The organism is Enterococcus sp. DIV0210g (assembly GCF_050559705.1).
GTDB lineage: Bacteria > Bacillota > Bacilli > Lactobacillales > Enterococcaceae > Enterococcus_B > Enterococcus_B faecalis_A.
Genome location: NZ_CP187903.1, coordinates 1,396,175 through 1,414,892 on the forward strand (window position 1 = coordinate 1,396,175; position 18,718 = coordinate 1,414,892).

Here is an 18,718-nt window from a genome sequence, read left to right on the forward strand (position 1 = left end):
CTTATACTTTCTCAATTGGCGCAAATGCAGCTAGCAGACGCTTCACACCTTGATTTGGAAACGCGACGTCTAATTCTAGATCTTTCGCTGTCCCATTGACACGGACGACAGTACCAACGCCCCATTTTTTATGCTGCACTCGATCGCCGGCTTTCCAGCCTTCTTTTTCTCCGCCAGTCGCTGCTTTGGATGACACAGACGCATTCGCCGGCTGCTTGTATTGGTTATAAGAACCTGCTGAGCTTTGAGAAGAAAATGGATTTGCTTTCTTCGGTGTAGGACGCATACCTTGGATATCTAATAATTCTTGATCGATTTCTTCAAGAAAACGTGAAGGTCGATTGTATTGTGTTCTTCCGTATAGTGTGCGGGAAAACGCATTGGTCAAATAAAGACTTTCTTCTGCACGTGTGATTCCCACATAAGCTAAGCGTCGTTCTTCTTCTAGTTCTTTTTCTTCCATCAATGCACGAGAAAGCGGGAAAACCCCTTCTTCTAGCCCAATCAGGAAAACAACTGGAAACTCCAGCCCTTTTGCTGCATGGAGGGTCATCAATGTCACTTGAGAACCATCTTCTTCCAGATTATCGATATCTGAAACAAGTGCTAAATCATTTAGAAAGACCGTTAGTTTTTCTTCCGGTGCATCTTGTTCTTCTTCGTCTCGTTCAGCAAAACGCTTGTCGAATTCCTGTGTTACTGTCAAGAATTCTTCCAAGTTTTCTAATCGCGCTTGAGCTTCTAAGGTGTTCTGGTTTTTAAGATCTTCTTGATACCCGCTGCGGTCTAAAAGTTCTTTCGTCAATTCCGTAACTGTCAAATAAGGGATCATTTGAGTGATTTCATCAATCATTTGGCCAAACTTTTCTAATTCTCGGCCCGCTTTGCCGCCGATGTTAGCTAAATCGACATTTTGGGCTGCTTCAAGCAAGGACCATTCATGCATTGTCGCAAATTGACGAAGCTTATCGACAGAACCTGGACCGATTCCGCGTTTGGGCGAATTGACCACTCGCTCAAAGCTGATTGAATCTTGCGGATTAGCGATCACATTTAAATACGCAAGAATGTCTCTGATTTCTTTTCGATCGTAGAATTTATGTCCGCCGACCATTTTATATGGAATATTTGCTTTTAAGAGTGTTTCTTCCATGACACGTGATTGCGCATTTGTACGGTAAAGAACAGAAAAATCCCCATAATTGCGATGATTCATGCGGATCTCTTCTTGCATGCGGTCGACAATAAAACGCGTTTCATCACGTTCATTATCTGCACGGTAATAAGTGATTTTTTCTCCGTCGTTGTTTTCTGTCCATAGTTTTTTAGGTTTTCGATTCGAATTATTTTCAATCACTTGATTGGCTGCATCAAGAATCGTTTTCGTTGATCGATAGTTTTGTTCAAGTAAGATGACTTGTGCATCTGGATAATCTTTTTCGAAATCCAAGATATTCTGCATATCGGCACCGCGCCAGCCATAAATACTTTGGTCAGCATCTCCAACGACACAAAGATTGCGGAATCGTCCTGCCAGCAAGTTGACTAGTGTATATTGCGCATGGTTCGTATCTTGGTATTCATCAACATGGATGTATTGGAATTTATTTTGATAGTAAACTAAAGACTCTTCGTGCTCTTGGAACAATCGGATCGTATTCATGATCAAATCGTCAAAATCCATACATTGGTTGTAACGCAATTCTTTTTGATACGCGTCATAGCATTTTGCTGCGACTTCTTCAAAGTAACTGCCTTGCATCTTGCTGTAGTCTTCTGGTGTCAGCAAACTATTTTTTGCTTGAGAGATCGTTCCCAAGATTGAACGAGGATCATATTTTTTCGGATCGATATTTAATTCTTTCAAGATTCGTTTCATTAATGTTAATTGTTCTGAAGAATCAAGAATCGTGAAGTTGCGGTTATAACCGATAAAATCGACATCTCGCCGCAAGATACGGACACACATCGAGTGGAATGTAGAGACCCAAACATCGTCGCCTCCAGCACCTAGTATTCCGTTGACCCGTTCTTTCATTTCTCTTGCTGCTTTATTCGTAAAAGTGATTGCTAGGATATTCCAAGGATTCACTTCTTTTTCTTCTATTAAGTAGGCAATTCGATGCGTCAGTACACGCGTTTTTCCACTTCCGGCTCCAGCCATCAGCAATAACGGTCCGTCTGTATAAAGTACGGCTTCTTTCTGACGTGGATTCATCCCTTTTAGTAAATCTGCTTTGGATGGCATCAACAACATCCTTTCTATTATCAATCTTTTTAATTATAGCATTATCCTTCTTCTCATTAAACTAGCAAACTTAAAATCCTTCGATAATTTGAAAAAGACCCTTGCAAGCTCGCCAAATTAGCGCTACCCTATCATAGGAGTGTGAGAATGTGAATAAAAGTAGAAGAAAAAAATCGTACAAATATTTAGACGATACCCGGATCTATTTTATATTTAAAGGGATACTTGTAGGATTGATCGTTGGAGTTGTCGTCAGCTTGTTTCGGCTGGCCATCGAAAAAACAGGCGAAGGCATTCAATGGATGTATGCACAAAGCCATGCGCATCCGATTTTGCTTGTCTGGCTGCTTGCGTTGTCACTAGCTGCAACCTTTTTTGTCGGCTGGCTGATACACAATGAACCAGACATCAAAGGGAGCGGTATTCCGCAAGTGGAAGGCCAATTGAACGGCGAGCTGCATATGAACTGGTTTTCTGTACTTTGGAAAAAGTTTGCAGGCGGTATCGCTTCTGTTGGTTTAGGACTTTTTCTTGGCAGAGAAGGTCCCTCGATCCAGTTAGGGGCTGCGATTGGTCAAGGAACCAGCCACTATTTGAAAAGTCCGAAATCAGAAGAAAAAATCTTGATTTCCAGCGGCGCCAGTGCTGGTTTAGCCGCAGCATTCAATGCACCGATTGCTGGACTTCTTTTTGTTTTAGAAGAGATCCATCATTCGTTTTCTCCTTTAGTATGGCTGACTTCTTTTGCTTCAGCTATTACCGCTAATTTTATTTCATTAAACTTTTTTGGGTTGCGGCCCGTCCTTTATCTAGGTGAACTTCCTTCATTGCCGTTGAAATACTACGGCTCCTTACTTATTCTTGGTATTATTTTAGGTATTTTAGGTTATATTTATCAAATCGTGCTGCTTGCTTTGCCGAAATGGTACAGCAAATTGCCGATTCCCAGCCGTTTTTACGGATTCGTGCCCTTCATGTTGATTTTGCCAATTGGGTATTTTGCTCCTACGATTTTAGGCGGCGGCAACCAAATCGTAATTGCGCTAGGAAATACTTCGCCAGCACTTTCGTTATTGATTGGACTGTTTTTATTACGTTTTGTCTTTTCAATGGTCTCTTATGGCGCAAGTCTGCCTGGTGGTATCTTTTTACCGATTTTGACTTTAGGTGCACTGATCGGCAGTATTTATGGAAAGATCCTGGTTGTTTACTTTGGAATGGACCCTGTATTGGTAAAAGATTTTGTAATCATCTCGATGGCTGGTTATTTTACCGCAATCGGAAAAGCACCGCTCACTGCGATCATTCTTGTAACTGAAATGGTCGGCTCGCTGAATCACTTGATGCCCCTTGGTTTAGCTGCGCTAGTGGCTTATGTTGTGAATGATCTGCTTGGCGGAAATCCAATCTACGAATCCTTACTAGAACGTCTTGTCGGTACAAAAACATCCGATATCAGTGGTAAAAAAGTCGTTGTCGACTACCCTGTAACAGCTGAAAGTACACTGGATGGGGCAATGATCCGCGACTTTAATTGGCCAAAAAATATGCTTTTGATCTCGATTCGACGCGGAAACAAAGAAATCTTGACCCATGGCGACACCGTGATGAATGTTGGCGATATCCTTGTGATTCTGACAGATGAAAACAGTGTTTCCCATATCAAACGAGAAATCACTGATCGTTCTTCTGTAAATTCATTTAAGCAAGCCTTTTAATGAAAAAGCTGATCGGCAGCAATTGCTGTTAGATCAGCTTTTTTTGCTTTCATGAAAGTTTTTGACTGTTTACAAAAACGAAATCGAACGTTTTTGACTGTTTTTTATTGATTATCGTTTTTTCTTGTGTTATTATTACCAACGAAGGAGGTTGTGGAAATGCTTACAGAAGAACGCAGACAACAAATATTGCACTTATTGAATCAACAGAATATCGTCAAGTCCCAAGAATTAATGATACTTCTTCATGCTTCTGAATCCACTATACGACGTGATCTCCAAGAATTGGAGAACGAAGGATTTCTTGAACGTATCCATGGCGGAGCTAAAAAAGTCCAGCATTTAGGATTCGAACCGTCCATGAATGAAAAAACGCTCAAAAACATTCAAGAGAAACAAACAATCGCTCGTTTAGCTGTAGATGAAATCGATGATGATGATGTCATTTATCTGGATGCTGGTTCTACTACTTTAGAAATGATTCCGCTATTAAAAGGAAAACCAATCACTGTTGTTACTAATTCAGTGAAACATGCAGCTAATTTAGTGGAATTAGCCGTACCGACTATCATTCTTGGCGGTACAGTCAAACTGTCAACGAACGCAGTTTTAGGTTCCAGCAGTTTTGAACAGTTGGAAATGCTTCATTTCAATAAAGCATTTATGGGCATGAATGGTGTTCACTATGAACAAGGATTCACTACCCCAGATCCTGAAGAAGCAGCATTGAAACGTTTAGCGATGAAGAACACCGAAGAAGCATTCGTCTTGGCAGATCAGACAAAATTCAACAAGTTGACTTTTACCACTGTCGCTTCCATAAGCAGTGCCACAATCTTAACCGAGCGTTGCCCAGCTGAATATCTTGAACGATACCGCGAAGCAACGACCATCAAGGAGGCAATTTAGATGATTTACACAGTAACACTTAATCCGTCGATTGATTATATCGTCCGTGTTGATGGATTAAAAGTCGGTGATCTTAACCGAATGACCGAAGATTTGAAACTACCTGGCGGAAAAGGAATCAACGTTTCGCGAATTTTGGAACGCACAGGAACAACTTCGACAGCTTTAGGATTTTTAGGCGGCTTTACCGGTACGTTTATTTCTGACTGGTTAGAAAAAGAACAAATCAAGACCGCTTTTACTGAAATCGCTGAGGATACTCGAATCAATATCAAACTGAAATCAGATTCTGAAACAGAAATCAACGGCTTAGGCCCTGCCCTTTCAGATGCAGAAATCGAACAATTGAAACAATCATTAAGTACTGTCACAAAAGGCGATATCGTTGTTCTAGCTGGAAGTACACCTGCAAGTTTGCGTAAAGGCTTCTACCAAGAATTGATCGAGATCATTCGTGAAAAAGAAGCAGATTTCGTGATCGATACTACGGGCGAAGACCTAAAAAATGCTTTGCCAAAACAACCTTTGCTGATCAAACCAAATAATCATGAATTAGCAGAGCTTTACGATACTTCATTCAATTCTATTGAAGATATCTTGCCATATGGTAAAAAATTATTGGCAGAAGGCGCACAAAATGTATTGATCTCCATGGCTGGCGACGGCGCATTATTGTTTACCAAAGATGGCGCATATCAATCAAACGTTTTAAAAAGACCTTTAAAAAACTCTGTAGGAGCAGGCGATTCTATGATTGCTGGTTTCATTGGTTCTTTCAGCAAAAATCAAGATCCTGTAGAAGCCTTCAAATGGGGCGTCGCTTGCGGCAGTGCTACTGCCTTTTCAGATGACTTAGCATCAAAAGAATTGATCGACACACTGCTTCCAGAAGTAAAAATCACAAAATTAAATTAATTTATCAGGAGGATTCGTAATGAATATCAAAGACCTTATGATCAAAGATGCAATGATCATGGACCTTCAAGCGACAGATAAAGCGAGCGCAATTGATGAGATGGTCCAAAAAATGTACGATGCTGGAAGAATTTCAGACATCGACACTTATAAACAAGGAATTTTAGCTCGTGAAGCACAAACTTCAACTGGTTTAGGCGATGGTATCGCAATGCCTCACGCAAAAAATGCTGCGGTAAAAGAAGCAACAGTTCTTTTTGCAAAAAGTAAAAACGGTGTAGATTATGAAGCATTAGATGGACAACCAACTTACCTATTCTTCATGATTGCTGCTCCAGAAGGCGCAAATGATACACATTTACAAGCTTTAGCTGCTCTTTCACGCCTATTGATCGATCCTGATTTCGTAGGCAAATTAAAACAAGCAGAAACACCTGATGAAGTACAAGGACTTTTCCAAGCGGCTGAAGATGAAAAAGCCAAAGAAGAAGCCGCTGAAGAAACAGCAGCTCCCTCTTCTTCAAACCGTTTTGTCGTTGCTGTAACGGCTTGTCCAACTGGGATCGCTCATACGTATATGGCTGAGGATGCTTTGAAGAAAAAAGCCAAAGAAATGGGCGTTGATATCAAAGTCGAAACAAACGGTTCAGAAGGAATCAAAAACCGATTGACAGCCGAAGATATTGCCAGAGCAGACGGGATTATTGTCGCAGCAGACAAAAAAGTCGAAATGAATCGTTTTGACGGCAAACATTTAGTCAATCGTCCAGTCAGTGACGGTATCCGAAAATCAGAAGAATTGATCGACTTGGCTTTAAGCGGCAGCGCTCCTGTCTTCCATGGTGAAGGAAACACAGAAGATGCTTCTGATAACGATGCTTCAGGATCTGTTGGTCAAAAAATCTATAAAGATCTGATGAATGGTGTTTCTCATATGCTGCCATTTGTTATCGGCGGCGGTATTGCTATTGCGTTATCATTCATGATCGACCAATTTATGGGTGTTCCTCAAGATCAATTAGCAAATCTAGGGAATTATAACCAAGCTGCAAGCTGGTTCAACCAAATCGGACAAGCTGCTTTTGGTTTCATGCTTCCTGTTTTAGCTGGGTTTATCGCTTCAAGTATTGGTGATCGTCCTGGTTTGATCGTTGGTTTTGCTGCTGGTGCGTTAGCAAATACAGGCGGTGCTGGTTTCTTGGGCGCTTTAGTCGGCGGTTTCTTAGCTGGTTACGTTATCGTCTTTTTACGTAAGTTATTCAAAGGTTTACCAAAATCATTAGATGGAATCAAAACAATTCTCTTCTACCCTGTTTTTGGACTATTGATCACCGGATTCTTGATGCTGTTAGTAAACGTTCCAATGAAAGCTATCAATGATGCACTAAATAGCTTCTTAACTGGTATGAGCGGATCAAATGCTGCATTACTTGGCGCTCTTTTAGCAGGTATGATGGCTGCTGACTTAGGCGGACCAATCAACAAAGCAGCTTATGTATTCGGTACAGCAACTTTAGCTACAACAGTTGCAAGCGGCGGTAGTGTCGTGATGGCTTCTGTTATGGCTGGTGGTATGGTACCTCCTCTAGCAGTCTTTGTTGCAACTCGACTTTTCAAAAACAAATTCAGCAAAGCAGATCAAGATGCTGGTTTGACAAACATCGTTATGGGTCTTTCATTCGTTACAGAAGGTTCGATCCCATTTGCAGCTGCTGACCCAATTCGTACAATTCCTAGCTTTATCGTAGGTTCTGCGATTACTGGTGGTTTAGTTGGTGCATTCGGTATCAAACTTCTTGCTCCTCATGGCGGAATCTTCGTGGTCTTCTTATTGAGCCACCCAGTCTTATATCTTTTATTCATTGCTGTAGGTGCACTGATTTCTGGTGTGGTTTACGGACTATTGAAAAAACGTGTCTAATAATTAGGCAAAAAAGCTGCAGTTTCTCTTTTTGAGAACTGCAGCTTTTTTTATTCGTCTTCTTAATTTTTTTCTTGCTCATTTTTGATATACACAGGCTGTACAGCTATTTCTTGTTTTTTTGAAAGTCGATAGTATAAAAAGAAGCCAGAGAAAATCACGAGAAAACCAATAGGCACACCAACTGGAAATCGCGGAACCAACAAGAGGACAATAGCTAAAAGCGAAGCTGGGATCATGATACGATAATATAATTTTTTATCCATTTCTTTCACCTCATATTTTTTGACTTGTTAATTGCTCCAATTTTTTAAAGTCCATAAAGATGACCCTTAAATGATTCTCTCCTTTTTTCAGATCAACTCTAATGGTGTTGTTCTTCTTTTTCAAACGTTTGATCGTTATGTCTTTCCATCTTTCTTTCAGCTGTTCGATTGGAAATGTTTCAAACGCTTCTTCAGGTACATATATCCTTAGAATCGTTAAGTAATCTTGATAATGAGGATCTTCGACATTTATTTCCAGATATTCTCTTATATAATAATTATAGGCCTCCACACCATTATCTAAAGACGCTGTCGGATCGATTACTTTATAATTCATCATCTGGGAACGTGTTTCATCTACCCAAGGAAAATACGCTTGTGCATTCAATGTGCCTCGAATGCGCCGTTCATTCGAGCGTTCATTTTCTACATTGTAGCTTCTGGTAATAAAAAAAGAAGCATCTTTTTTCTGGATAGGCTGCATCTTCTCATTTTGATATTGGACCGATTGGATCGTATTTTCCGCATAGGCATATTCTACAAAAGGTTCTTTTAAAAGTCCGATTCCGTTGTCCCATGCAATATGGTCGAATCCTAATTGATCGCGATAATATTGCTGAAATAATACATTACTGCGTTCTTTCCAGTTAAAAGGATCACGATATAAGCGGACACGAATAACATGGTCATTGATTTGTTGGATTTCTTCCACTTGTTGCACTTCTAGAAATATCGGTTTGGGAATGATCCGGTAATATTCTGCGCTGTAATACATTTCCCAGCAAGACGTGAGACACAATCCACGATAATATAGATCATAGCCCGGGAATTGATTGCAATCTACCACGATCTCATCTTCCATACTTTTGATTTTCGGGTATTTTTCAATAGCTTCCGCAGATTCAAACAATTGGCGCTGTTCGATATGTTCCGTATTATTGAAAATATATTCGTCGTAGGCTCTCAAGTATGCAAAAACCCCGTTTTGAGACATTTTCAATTGAATATAGTCCTCGATCAGCTCTCTTTTCTTTTCAAACAAATCACGATCTAAGATATTTTTGATCACAAGCTGCTGATTAGCATAGCGAAAACTGAACTCACTCAGCGAATCACCTACTACATACCAGCTGTCTTCCTTTTTCAAAGAATCTGCTACTTGCTGCTTGAAAACAGAAAGATCAAACTGCTGCGGTTCCTGTTCAAAAGGTTGAAAAAAAGTTGGCTCTATCAGCAAACGAGCCAAAACCAGCCAATCTTGGATTTGAAGTTCTTGTTCCGTTTCGTTTAGTGGGCCAAGCTGCATCGACATCAATAATTTATCTTCGCCAATCATTTTCTCACCTCTTTTAAATCTTTTTATAATTTAATTATAACTAAAATAAAGAAAAAGCTAAAATTATATGACTTTCGTCGTTTCGACTAGTTTTTTTCAAAAATCATGATAAACTAAAATCGAGGTGATAATAATGGGCTTAAAATTCGAAAGAACAGATAATCTAGACAAACTATTTGAATCATTTGCAGTAGATCCTGAGAAAAAAGTAGCACCCAAAGAAGATATCGATCGCTTCTTGAATCCAAAACCAAAAGACAAGAAAAAACAGTCAGAAAAGAAATGATTTTCTGGCTGTTTTATTTTCACTCCCCTATTATTTTTTGATTTTTTAATTAAGTTTATATAGATTTTCACTTTTCGGAATAAATGGTAGTTTAAATAAAAAAGAGACTGGATGATTGGCCAATCTCTTCAAATGGCGCCGCTTAAGCTTGAATTGCTTTTTCGATGGCTTGCCATGCTTCTTCTTTACCTTGTTTTGTCACAGATGAAAATAAAATGAACTGATCATTTTTATCAAAGTCCAACGCTTTTTTGATTTCACTTTCATGTTTATTCCACTTTCCTCTTGGGATCTTGTCCGCTTTTGTTGCGACTACGATTGTTGGAATTTCGTAGTATTTCAAGAAATGATACATTTGGATATCCTCTTGTGATGGTTTGTGGCGCACATCGACAAGTGAAACGACTGCTTTCAGCTGTTCTCGAGTTGTCAGATACGTTTCGATCATTTGTCCCCACTTCGCACGTTCTGTCTTAGAGACTTTTGCATACCCATATCCAGGAACGTCCACGAAATGCAGTGCATTTTCAATCAGATAAAAATTCAATGTTTGGGTTTTCCCTGGTTTTCCAGAGGTACGTGCTAGATTTTTTCGGTTGATCAGTGTATTGATAAACGAAGATTTCCCCACGTTTGATCGGCCAGCTAAAGCAATCTCAGGGAGCGAAGTCTCTGGGTATTGTTTTGGTGCTACCGCGCTGATCACGATTTCCGCTTGATTGACTTTCATTGTTTCCTCCTTCATCAAAAAAAGTCTGGAACAGCCGTAAACTCGGACTGTCCCAGACCGTAAAATCGAATGTTCCTCGATACGATTTAGGGTCGTATCTTAAAGATTATCCGGCTTTCTTTTCTTTATCTTTATAGACAAGTTTTGGTTCGCCAGTTAATTCGGCTGCATCTTTTGTGATGATCACTTTTTCGATTGCTTCGTCTGATGGGATATCAAACATCACATCCATCATGATTTCTTCGATGATCGAACGCAATCCGCGAGCCCCTGTATTTCTTTCAATCGCTTTGTTGGCGATTGCTTCTAATGCGTCTGGTTCAAATTCCAACTCTGTATCATCTAGAGATAACAGTTTTTGGTATTGTTTCACTAACGCATTTTTTGGTTCTGTTAAAATACGTACCAAATCCGCAGTTGTCAATCGTTCCAACGCAGCCATCACAGGTAAACGTCCGATGAATTCAGGGATCAAACCAAATTTCAGCAGATCTTCCGGAATGATTTGTTGCATCACACTTTCATTCTCTGCTAATTTTTTGTTATTTGTGCCAAATCCGATCGTTTTTTCGCCCATACGGTTTTTAACGATTGTTTCGATGCCGTCAAAAGCACCGCCGACAATAAATAGGACATTTGTCGTATCGATTTGGATAAACTCTTGATGCGGATGTTTTCTTCCTCCTTGAGGCGGCACACTAGCTACTGTGCCTTCAAGGATCTTAAGCAATGCTTGTTGGACACCTTCACCAGAAACATCACGCGTGATTGAAACATTTTCGCTTTTACGAGCGATTTTGTCGATTTCGTCGATATAGATGATCCCTTTTTCTGCACGTTCTACATTGTAGTCAGCAGATTGAAGAAGTTTCAATAGGATATTCTCTACATCTTCACCGACATACCCTGCTTCAGTCAAACTTGTAGCATCAGCGATCGCAAATGGAACATTCAATGTTTTCGCTAATGTTTGTGCAAGGAATGTTTTACCGGAACCTGTAGGACCAATCAAGCAGATATTGCTTTTTTGTAATTCTACTTCGCCGTCATTTGCTTGTGTTTGCTGATTCACGCGTTTGTAGTGGTTATACACCGCTACTGCCAATGAGCGTTTCGCACGATCTTGGCCAATCACGTAATCATTTAATACATCAAGAATCTCTTGTGGTTTAGGTACCTCAGTAAATTCTCGTACAGCTTCTTCGTAAAATTCTTCGTCGATGATCTCTTTACATAGATCGATACATTCATTACAGATGTAGACTCCTGGACCTGCAACGATTTTTTTTACTTCTTCTTGTGTTTTTCCGCAAAAAGAACAACGTACAGTCTCGTTTCCTTCTGGATTATCATACATGGTCTTCACCCCTTGACTTGCATAAAAAAATCAGTGCAAGTAAATATCTTTGACTTTATAGTCTTCTACTATCATATCATATTTCAGCAAAAAGCAAAAGCATCATGAAATTTTTCCATCATTGCTTTACAAAACAAAAAACAAGGGTGGGACAACTGTTTGTCCCGCCCTCTTATTTTTTGTGAAAAGTTTTATCGAATCCGCTGATTAAGCTTCTTTCGCTGTACCAGTGATCAATTCGATTGCTTTTTTCATTGTTACATCATGTTGCAGCATGTCTTCTGTCAACACACGTTTGATTTGTTCGATAGGCATGTTGTATGATTCTGACAATTCGTTGATTTCAGCTTGGATTTCTTCTTCTGTCGCTGTCAAGTTTTCTTCTTTAGCGATTGCTTCGATAACAAGGTTTGTTCTTGTACGCAATTCTGCTTCGCCTTCGAATTGTTCATGCAAGTCTTCTTCTGTTGAACCAGTTAATTGATAGTACATTTCTGGTGAGATTCCTTGACGTTGCATGTTGTTCAAGAATTCTTCCATTGAACGGTGAACTTCTTCATGGACCATTGCATATGGCAAGTCAACGATTTCAGCGTTGTCTACAGCCATACGGATTGCAGCTTCGTCTTTTGCATCGTCAGCAGCTTTTGCTTTTGTTTCAGTTAATTCTTTACGGTATTTTTCTTTAAGTTCTGCTAATGTTTCAACTTCGTCATCCACGTCTTTTGCGAATTCGTCGTCTAATTCAGGAACTTCTTTTGCTTTTACTTCATGAACAGTTACTTTGAAGACTGCTTCTTTACCTGCTAGGTCTTCTGCTTGGTAGTCTTCTGGGAATGTTACAGTTACATCCAAGTTTTCGCCAGCTTTATGGCCAACTAGTTGTTCTTCAAATCCAGGGATGAATGAACCTGAACCTAATTCTAGTGAGTAGTTTTCGCCTTTGCCGCCTTCAAATGCTTCGTCACCAACGAAACCTTCGAAGTCGATAACTACTGTGTCGCCGTTTTCTGCTGCTGCATCTTCTTTGATCACTAATTCAGCTTGAGCGTCTTGTTCACGTTTCAAACGTGCTTCTACGTCTTCTTCTGTTACTTCGCGTTCTTGTTTTTCAACAACTAAGTCTTTGTATTGACCTAATTTCACTTCAGGTTTTACTGTTACTTCAGCAGTGATAACCCAATCTTGTCCTTTTTCCATGCTTTCAACATCGATTTTTGGTTGAGAAACTGGATCGATTCCTGCTTCTTTTACAGCTGCTTCGTAGTTTTCAGGTAAAACTGCGTTCAATGCATCTTCGTACAATGCTTCTTCGCCGTACATACGGTTGAAGACTTGACGAGAAACTTTTCCTTTACGGAATCCAGGAACGTTCAAAGTTCCTTTTACTTTATTAAATGCAGTTGTCAAACCTTTTTCGATTTGGTCTTGTGAGATTGTAAATGTTAATACACCATCATTGGTGCCTTTTTTTTCCCATGTTGCAGTCATTGATTTCCCTCCGAATTATCAAAAATAATTTTATACATCAAAAATGTTTTATGCATACCTTTAAATAGTACACTAACCCTAACGAATTGTAAACATTTTAAGAGCCTTAAACCCTTTATTTTCATGACTTTTTTATCTTTTATTCTAGAAAAAGCCTAGTGTTTGCCGAAGAAGTTCTTCTCTTTTTTTCGAGAAACCTTGATCTAGGCCTGCCGATTCTTTTCCTGCAATCAGTTCTTTATAATAACTAACCGTCTTTTGAAACCACCATTCAGGCTCTTCGATAAATCGATCGAAAAAAGGATAGACTAACGCGGATTGCATCGCAAACTCCTCTTTTAAACTCATAGCCAGCAAAGAATCTTCTTGTTCATAGTCTTCTGCAAGCCTGAGCAGTTCAAGATAACCTGGCTGATATTCAGGCAGGAGCAGATTTTTGGGTATCAGGGACACTTTCTCATTTTCTATTGTCAAAAAAGAAACAGGTTCATCTGTTTTCAACTGGACAAGCAATTCTAACAGCTTTGCGCGAACCATCGGATGGACAGAAGCAGTTGTCATGTATTGCCTCGCACGATGCAGCAGGTCTTCATAGGTCAGCTGCTGGATCACTTGAAGCAAACGCAGCTGTTCTGCTGGAGATTCTTCTGTAAAATGTTCCAGCTGCTGCTGAGCATCTGTGTGTTTTTGCCTTTCCATTTGTTCAGAAAAATATTCCATATGCTTGATTTTCTCCAACAATTCCTGCTCAAAAGTCTCAGGAAAATCATTCATTGCAATCAACTTTCGTGCATATAAATAGTTTTGGGTCTGCAGCAGCAAATCAAAATAGAAGGAAGCAAATGCTTCTTGCTGCAAATAATCGGATTCATAATCCATCGCCCGCTGCAAGGCTTCTTTTTTCTCATCAAGCTCAAACAAACAAAAGACCAGCAGACTGTTGCATTCAAAACCGGGAGACAATGTAAACGCCCGTTTGAAAAGCGTTTCTGCTTTTCGGTAGTCTTGTTCTGCTAATGCTTGCTGGGCAAGGCGCATGACATTTTCATATTTCTCTGGAAACTCGATTGGCCCCATCCTTTTACCTCACTTTATCGAAATAAAAAGAACCAACCGCGTCAAATCATGTTATAGGTGAAGTGACAGCTGGTTCTTTTTTGATTGATGTATTGATTTGTTACGTTATGATAATCAACGGTTGACTTCTTGATTGAAGGCTTTGATCAAATTGATCGTCACGACGCTGGTATTCGTGAAGAAATCACCGATATGCTGTTTTTTTCTGCTGAAAATCACAGGCAGATAACCGACCAGCAGCAGCGGGAATTTCAAGATAAAGCGACAAGCACCTTCACGAACAAGGACGGTCGGCCAGCTAAGTTCTTTTTCGTCAAAGCTGATCACTCGAATCCCGAAAATCATTTTACCAAGGGTTTGACCATGATTCAACTTTGTTAAGAAAATAAAATAGCTTAGGTAAATCAATAGACTGACTCCGCCGTAAATACTCCAATAAGCACTTGTACGCTCCATTCCAGCGATGTTGTAAACTGAGCCTATGGTGATATTGGTGATTGCGCTGATACAAACTAAGTCGATAACAAATGCGAATAAACGAATCCAAAAACCTGCATAAAAGTATTCCGGAAAGTCGTTTGCTCGAGGTTTTTTTTCCTCAAAAGGATCTGTGGTGTATTTTTTCCAGTCCGATTGCTTTGCTTTTATTTCTTCTTCCGTTAACGGCTGTTCTTGAAACCCGTGAAGAACTTTTTGAGCAAATTCTTTATTCGGTCCTACAGCCGGACGCTTTGCTTCTTGCGGCTGTTCTGGTGTTTCTTTCATCGCTATTCACCTCCGTAAAAGTACATCGCTTTTGGCGCTGAATCTGTACCGAAGTTTTCGAGGATCGACAGGATCTGATTTGTTTCCGAAGCTTTTCCGCCTGTGAAGCTGGCTAATTTCGACCCTAGCCATGTGCTGGCAAAACCAGTGCTGGCAGTCGAGTATTCAACAAGCTGTGCGTTTTCCAGCCCTTGTTCTTTTCTCATTGCAGCTAAAGCGTCTTTGGGAAATCCAATCGCATCGACAAGTCCGCTTTCTTTTGCCTGAACACCGTCGAAAATCCGCCCATCAGCGACTTTTTTGACTTCTTCTTTCGGCATGTTCCGTCCGTTGCTGACAACATCGACAAAGCGTCCATATGCACTATCGATATATGCTTGCAGCACTTCTTTATCTTGTTCTGTTTGCGGGCGCGAGCTTGAACCGATGTCTTTCAGCGCACCACTTTTGACTGTTGTGTCTTCTACACCGATTTTTTCCAGTAAGCCTGAATAGTTCAATCCTGACATGATGACACCGATAGAACCTGTCACTGTTTCATTCGTCGCAAAGATTTTGTCTGCTCCTGCCGAGATGTAGTATCCTCCGCTGGCTGCCATTCCTTTCATACTTACATACAGCGGGATATTTCTTTCTTCTTGGATTTTTTGAAGTTCATGTGCGATTTCTGCACTTTCATATACGCCGCCGCCTGGAGAATTCACTTCTAGAAAAAGTCCCTTGACTGTCGGATCTTCTTCTGCTGCTTTTAACTGCTCCATGAACCCTTCATGATCGTACCCTGAAGAAAACAAACCAGACGAACCACCGCTGATGATCGAGCCATCTACAGACAAACGAACGATTTTCTGGTCCGCATCTCCTTCTTCGATCACTTGAGGCGTCATTTCATCCTCTCCATACAAAAAGCGGTCAAAACTGCTCATTTGATCTTGGCTGTCTTCTCTCCCAATAGAAGACAATCCTGAAGATACAAGCGAAACCACTAATAACCCTGCTGCAATCGCAACAGCAACCCAACGTTTTTTATTCATTTATACGCTCCCTTAATATAGATTTTGCAGAATAATGACTGTTTCTTCTTCACCTGAAGCATTCATTTTTTCTGCTTTTTCACTTAAGCTGTAGCCTGAAAAAGTTTCGTTTGTCAAAACATCCTCAACTGTGAACGTTTGTGCTTTTTGGACACTCAGCGCATCTGGTGCGATTTCTTGGATACTATCCCAGCCGGTATCTAAGAATAATTTTGTCTCATCTGTCACATCTGTATTTTTTTCTAATTCAAGAATCTGTTTTTTCAATTCTCCTAAAGTCAAGATTTCAACTTTTGATTCCATTTTGTTCCCTCCTTACTTCCTCTTGCCCTCTATTGTACCGAAATCGCGAAAAAGAAGATAGTCAAAAATGGGATTCTATTTTGGAACCTGTTCTTTCATACACAGATCTTTGTAACTATAACCTAAGCAATGGATACACTGTTCAAAGCATGTCGTTTTAGTTACTTATGTTCCACTTTTGAAACACCACCCTACTTCCTTTTTTTAAATAAAAAACCGCCGTTACATATAGACCAATTTTATTTTCATTTGTTTTGTATTGACAAAAAACTACGAAAAAGGTTATCATTTTAATTGTTTCCAGGAAAAATAAAAAAAGGAGGATAGTTATACCATTGGATAGCGCCTGATCTGTGTTCAGCAGATGACGAGGAAAGAGCTCATCGAAATATTCGGCGGATGGCTCTAGGGACTGCACTCTACAAAGTATTTTAAAAACTATCTGCAAAGATAGAACAAAGAAATACTTGCGCAGCTGGAAGCACATTAAAACAAATCACGGAAGAAGGCAGGTTATTTTTATGTGCGGAATTGTAGGAATCATCGGAACGGAAAATGCGGTACCAGTATTGATCAGCGGCTTGGAGAAATTAGAATATCGAGGATACGATTCTGCAGGGATCTTTACGGCGGATCATCAAACAGACTATTTGATCAAAGCTTCTGGAAGAATCCAGAATTTAAAAGATAAATTGACACCAGAAATCAGGGGACACATCGGGATTGGCCATACACGTTGGGCGACTCACGGGAAGCCTTCAGAAACAAATGCACATCCCCATGTTTCTCAAAGCGGACGTTTTGTTCTTGTCCATAACGGCGTGATTGAAAACTTTGAGGAACTTCGCCAAATGTATCTAACAGGACATACGTTTGCAGGCGAAACAGATACAGAGATCATCGCTCATCTGATCGAAGTCTTTATGACGGAACAAGAAACCGTTGCGGATGCATTTGCTCAAACCCTTCAAGTCATCAAAGGCTCTTATGCATTTGGATTGATCGATAGACTAGATCCTGATACATTGTATGCTGCAAAAAACAAAAGCCCTCTACTGATTGGATTGGGTGATGGATTCAATGTCGTGACGAGCGATGCGATGGCTATGCTGAATCTGACGAAAGAATTCGTGGAAATCGAAGACCAAGAAATGGTTTGTTTGACAAAAGAAAATGTAGTCATCCAAAAATTAGACGGCAGTTTCGTCACACGCCCTTCTTATGAAGCACAGATCGATGCAGAAGATATCGAAAAAGGAACTTACCCTTATTACATGCTGAAAGAAATCGATGAACAACCTGCTGTCATGCGTCGAATCGCAGCACGCTATTTCAAAGAAGACGGCATCGATGTAGACCACAAACTGCTCGATCGCCTTGTGGAAAGCGACCGTTTGTATATCGTTGCTTGCGGTACGAGCTATCATGCTGGATTAGCAAGCAAAATCACCTTAGAACAATTAACGAATATCCCTGTCGAAGTACATTTGGCCAGCGAATTCGGCTATCATACACCACTGTTATCTGAGCGTCCATTCTTTATCTTTTTGAGCCAAAGCGGCGAAACAGCAGACAGTCGGCAAGTATTAGTCAAAACACGAGAGCTCGGCTATCCTTCTTTGACGATCACAAATGTTCCTGGATCTACTTTATCCAGAGAAGCAGACTTTACTTTGCTTCTTCATGCAGGACCGGAAATCGCCGTCGCTTCAACAAAAGCCTATACTGCACAATTAGCTGTTCTCGCTGTGTTGGCAAAAGCTGCAGGAGATGTAAAAATGAACCCGCAAGCAGCTGCCTTTGATCTTTCCCACGAACTGGGATTAGCTGCTGCTGCAATGGAAGCAGTTATTTCTCAAAAAGAAGAGCTGGAACAATTGGCTTCCGATTATTTCCAAGGCAGCCGCAATGCTTTCTTTATTGGACGCGGTAATGATTATTTTGTTTCGCTGGAAGCTGCCTTGAAATTGAAAGAAATCAGTTATATCCAAGCAGAAGGATTTGCTGCAGGCGAGCTGAAACATGGTACGATTGCATTAATTGAAGAAGGCGTTCCAGTGGTGGGTATCATCAGTGACCAGATTTCTGGTTCTCACACTAGAGGAAACCTTAAAGAAGTTGAAAGCCGCGGTGCAAAAACATTAGTGATTGCTACGGAGGAAATGGCAAAAGAAGGCGATCAGCTCATCTTACCTTCTGTCCATCCATTGCTCACTACATTGACGACTGTTGTTCCAACACAGTTATTCGCTTATTACGCAACACTTTCACGAGGATTTGATGTCGACAAGCCAAGAAATCTGGCAAAATCTGTCACAGTCGAATAGACACCAAATACCTTTTTATCAAAAACAGGAAGCCG

Annotated in this window: 16 protein-coding genes; 6 read left to right on the forward strand and 10 right to left on the reverse strand. The window is 40.3% G+C overall.

The annotated features are described in order from the left end of the window. Position 1 precedes the first annotated feature (1 nt). Positions 2-2,248, reverse strand: coding sequence for a DNA helicase PcrA (pcrA, locus tag IGI64_RS06820; protein WP_429939978.1), 2,247 nt, complete (start codon positions 2,246-2,248; stop codon positions 2-4). Positions 2,249-2,397: 149 nt separating this feature from the next. On the opposite strand from pcrA, the gene IGI64_RS06825 reads away from it, so the two are divergent. The 4 genes from IGI64_RS06825 (at position 2,398) to IGI64_RS06840 (ending at position 7,711) form a co-directional block, all read left to right on the forward strand. Next, the gene (locus tag IGI64_RS06825) at positions 2,398-3,966 is read left to right on the forward strand and encodes a ClC family H(+)/Cl(-) exchange transporter (protein ID WP_429939979.1); all 1,569 of its coding nucleotides are present in this window, start codon (positions 2,398-2,400) and stop codon (positions 3,964-3,966) included. 159 nt (positions 3,967-4,125) lie between these two features. Then, complete coding sequence (locus tag IGI64_RS06830; RefSeq protein ID WP_034862594.1) at positions 4,126-4,875, forward strand: DeoR/GlpR family DNA-binding transcription regulator; 750 nt, start codon at positions 4,126-4,128, stop codon at positions 4,873-4,875. Continuing rightward, entirely contained in the window at positions 4,876-5,790 is a 915-nt protein-coding gene (gene pfkB / locus IGI64_RS06835) for a 1-phosphofructokinase (protein ID WP_016624750.1), read from the forward strand. Between the two features lie 19 nt (positions 5,791-5,809). Beyond that, positions 5,810-7,711, forward strand: coding sequence for a PTS fructose transporter subunit IIABC (locus tag IGI64_RS06840; protein ID WP_429939980.1), 1,902 nt, complete (start codon positions 5,810-5,812; stop codon positions 7,709-7,711). A 62-nt stretch (positions 7,712-7,773) separates the two neighbouring features. Here IGI64_RS06840 and IGI64_RS06845 read toward each other — a convergent pair whose 3' ends face one another. Together IGI64_RS06845 and IGI64_RS06850 are read right to left on the reverse strand one after the other, a co-directional pair. After that, on the reverse strand, positions 7,774-7,977 hold the full coding sequence (locus tag IGI64_RS06845; RefSeq protein ID WP_429939981.1) for a hypothetical protein: 204 nt from the start codon (positions 7,975-7,977) through the stop codon (positions 7,774-7,776). Positions 7,978-7,987: 10 nt separating this feature from the next. Further along, positions 7,988-9,313: a hypothetical protein gene (locus IGI64_RS06850; RefSeq protein WP_429939982.1), complete on the reverse strand. Its 1,326-nt coding sequence runs from the start codon at positions 9,311-9,313 to the stop codon at positions 7,988-7,990. A gap of 133 nt (positions 9,314-9,446) precedes the next feature. Here IGI64_RS06850 and IGI64_RS06855 point away from each other — a divergent pair, with 133 nt between their 5' ends. Further along, positions 9,447-9,599 carry an SPJ_0845 family protein gene (locus IGI64_RS06855; protein WP_016624746.1) on the forward strand — a complete coding sequence of 51 codons (153 nt, stop codon included), beginning with the start codon at positions 9,447-9,449 and terminating at the stop codon, positions 9,597-9,599. A 142-nt stretch (positions 9,600-9,741) separates the two neighbouring features. On the opposite strand, the gene yihA is transcribed toward IGI64_RS06855, so the two are convergent. The 7 genes from yihA to IGI64_RS06890 form a co-directional block, all read right to left on the reverse strand. Then, complete coding sequence (gene yihA, locus IGI64_RS06860) at positions 9,742-10,329, reverse strand: ribosome biogenesis GTP-binding protein YihA/YsxC (protein WP_034862588.1); 588 nt, start codon at positions 10,327-10,329, stop codon at positions 9,742-9,744. A 106-nt stretch (positions 10,330-10,435) separates the two neighbouring features. Next, positions 10,436-11,686, reverse strand: coding sequence for an ATP-dependent Clp protease ATP-binding subunit ClpX (gene clpX, locus IGI64_RS06865; protein ID WP_016624744.1), 1,251 nt, complete (start codon positions 11,684-11,686; stop codon positions 10,436-10,438). A gap of 207 nt (positions 11,687-11,893) precedes the next feature. Continuing rightward, positions 11,894-13,177: a trigger factor gene (gene tig / locus IGI64_RS06870; protein ID WP_429939983.1), complete on the reverse strand. Its 1,284-nt coding sequence runs from the start codon at positions 13,175-13,177 to the stop codon at positions 11,894-11,896. A 144-nt stretch (positions 13,178-13,321) separates the two neighbouring features. Beyond that, positions 13,322-14,254: a hypothetical protein gene (locus IGI64_RS06875; protein ID WP_429939984.1), complete on the reverse strand. Its 933-nt coding sequence runs from the start codon at positions 14,252-14,254 to the stop codon at positions 13,322-13,324. Positions 14,255-14,368: 114 nt separating this feature from the next. Beyond that, complete coding sequence (locus IGI64_RS06880; RefSeq protein ID WP_016624740.1) at positions 14,369-15,019, reverse strand: RDD family protein; 651 nt, start codon at positions 15,017-15,019, stop codon at positions 14,369-14,371. 2 nt (positions 15,020-15,021) lie between these two features. Beyond that, on the reverse strand, positions 15,022-16,053 hold the full coding sequence (gene sppA, locus IGI64_RS06885) for a signal peptide peptidase SppA (protein ID WP_016624739.1): 1,032 nt from the start codon (positions 16,051-16,053) through the stop codon (positions 15,022-15,024). 12 nt (positions 16,054-16,065) lie between these two features. Further along, entirely contained in the window at positions 16,066-16,356 is a 291-nt protein-coding gene (locus tag IGI64_RS06890; RefSeq protein ID WP_429939985.1) for a hypothetical protein, read from the reverse strand. Positions 16,357-16,877: 521 nt separating this feature from the next. On the opposite strand from IGI64_RS06890, the gene glmS reads away from it, so the two are divergent. Next, positions 16,878-18,683: a glutamine--fructose-6-phosphate transaminase (isomerizing) gene (gene glmS / locus IGI64_RS06895; RefSeq protein WP_429939986.1), complete on the forward strand. Its 1,806-nt coding sequence runs from the start codon at positions 16,878-16,880 to the stop codon at positions 18,681-18,683. Positions 18,684-18,718 lie beyond the last annotated feature (35 nt).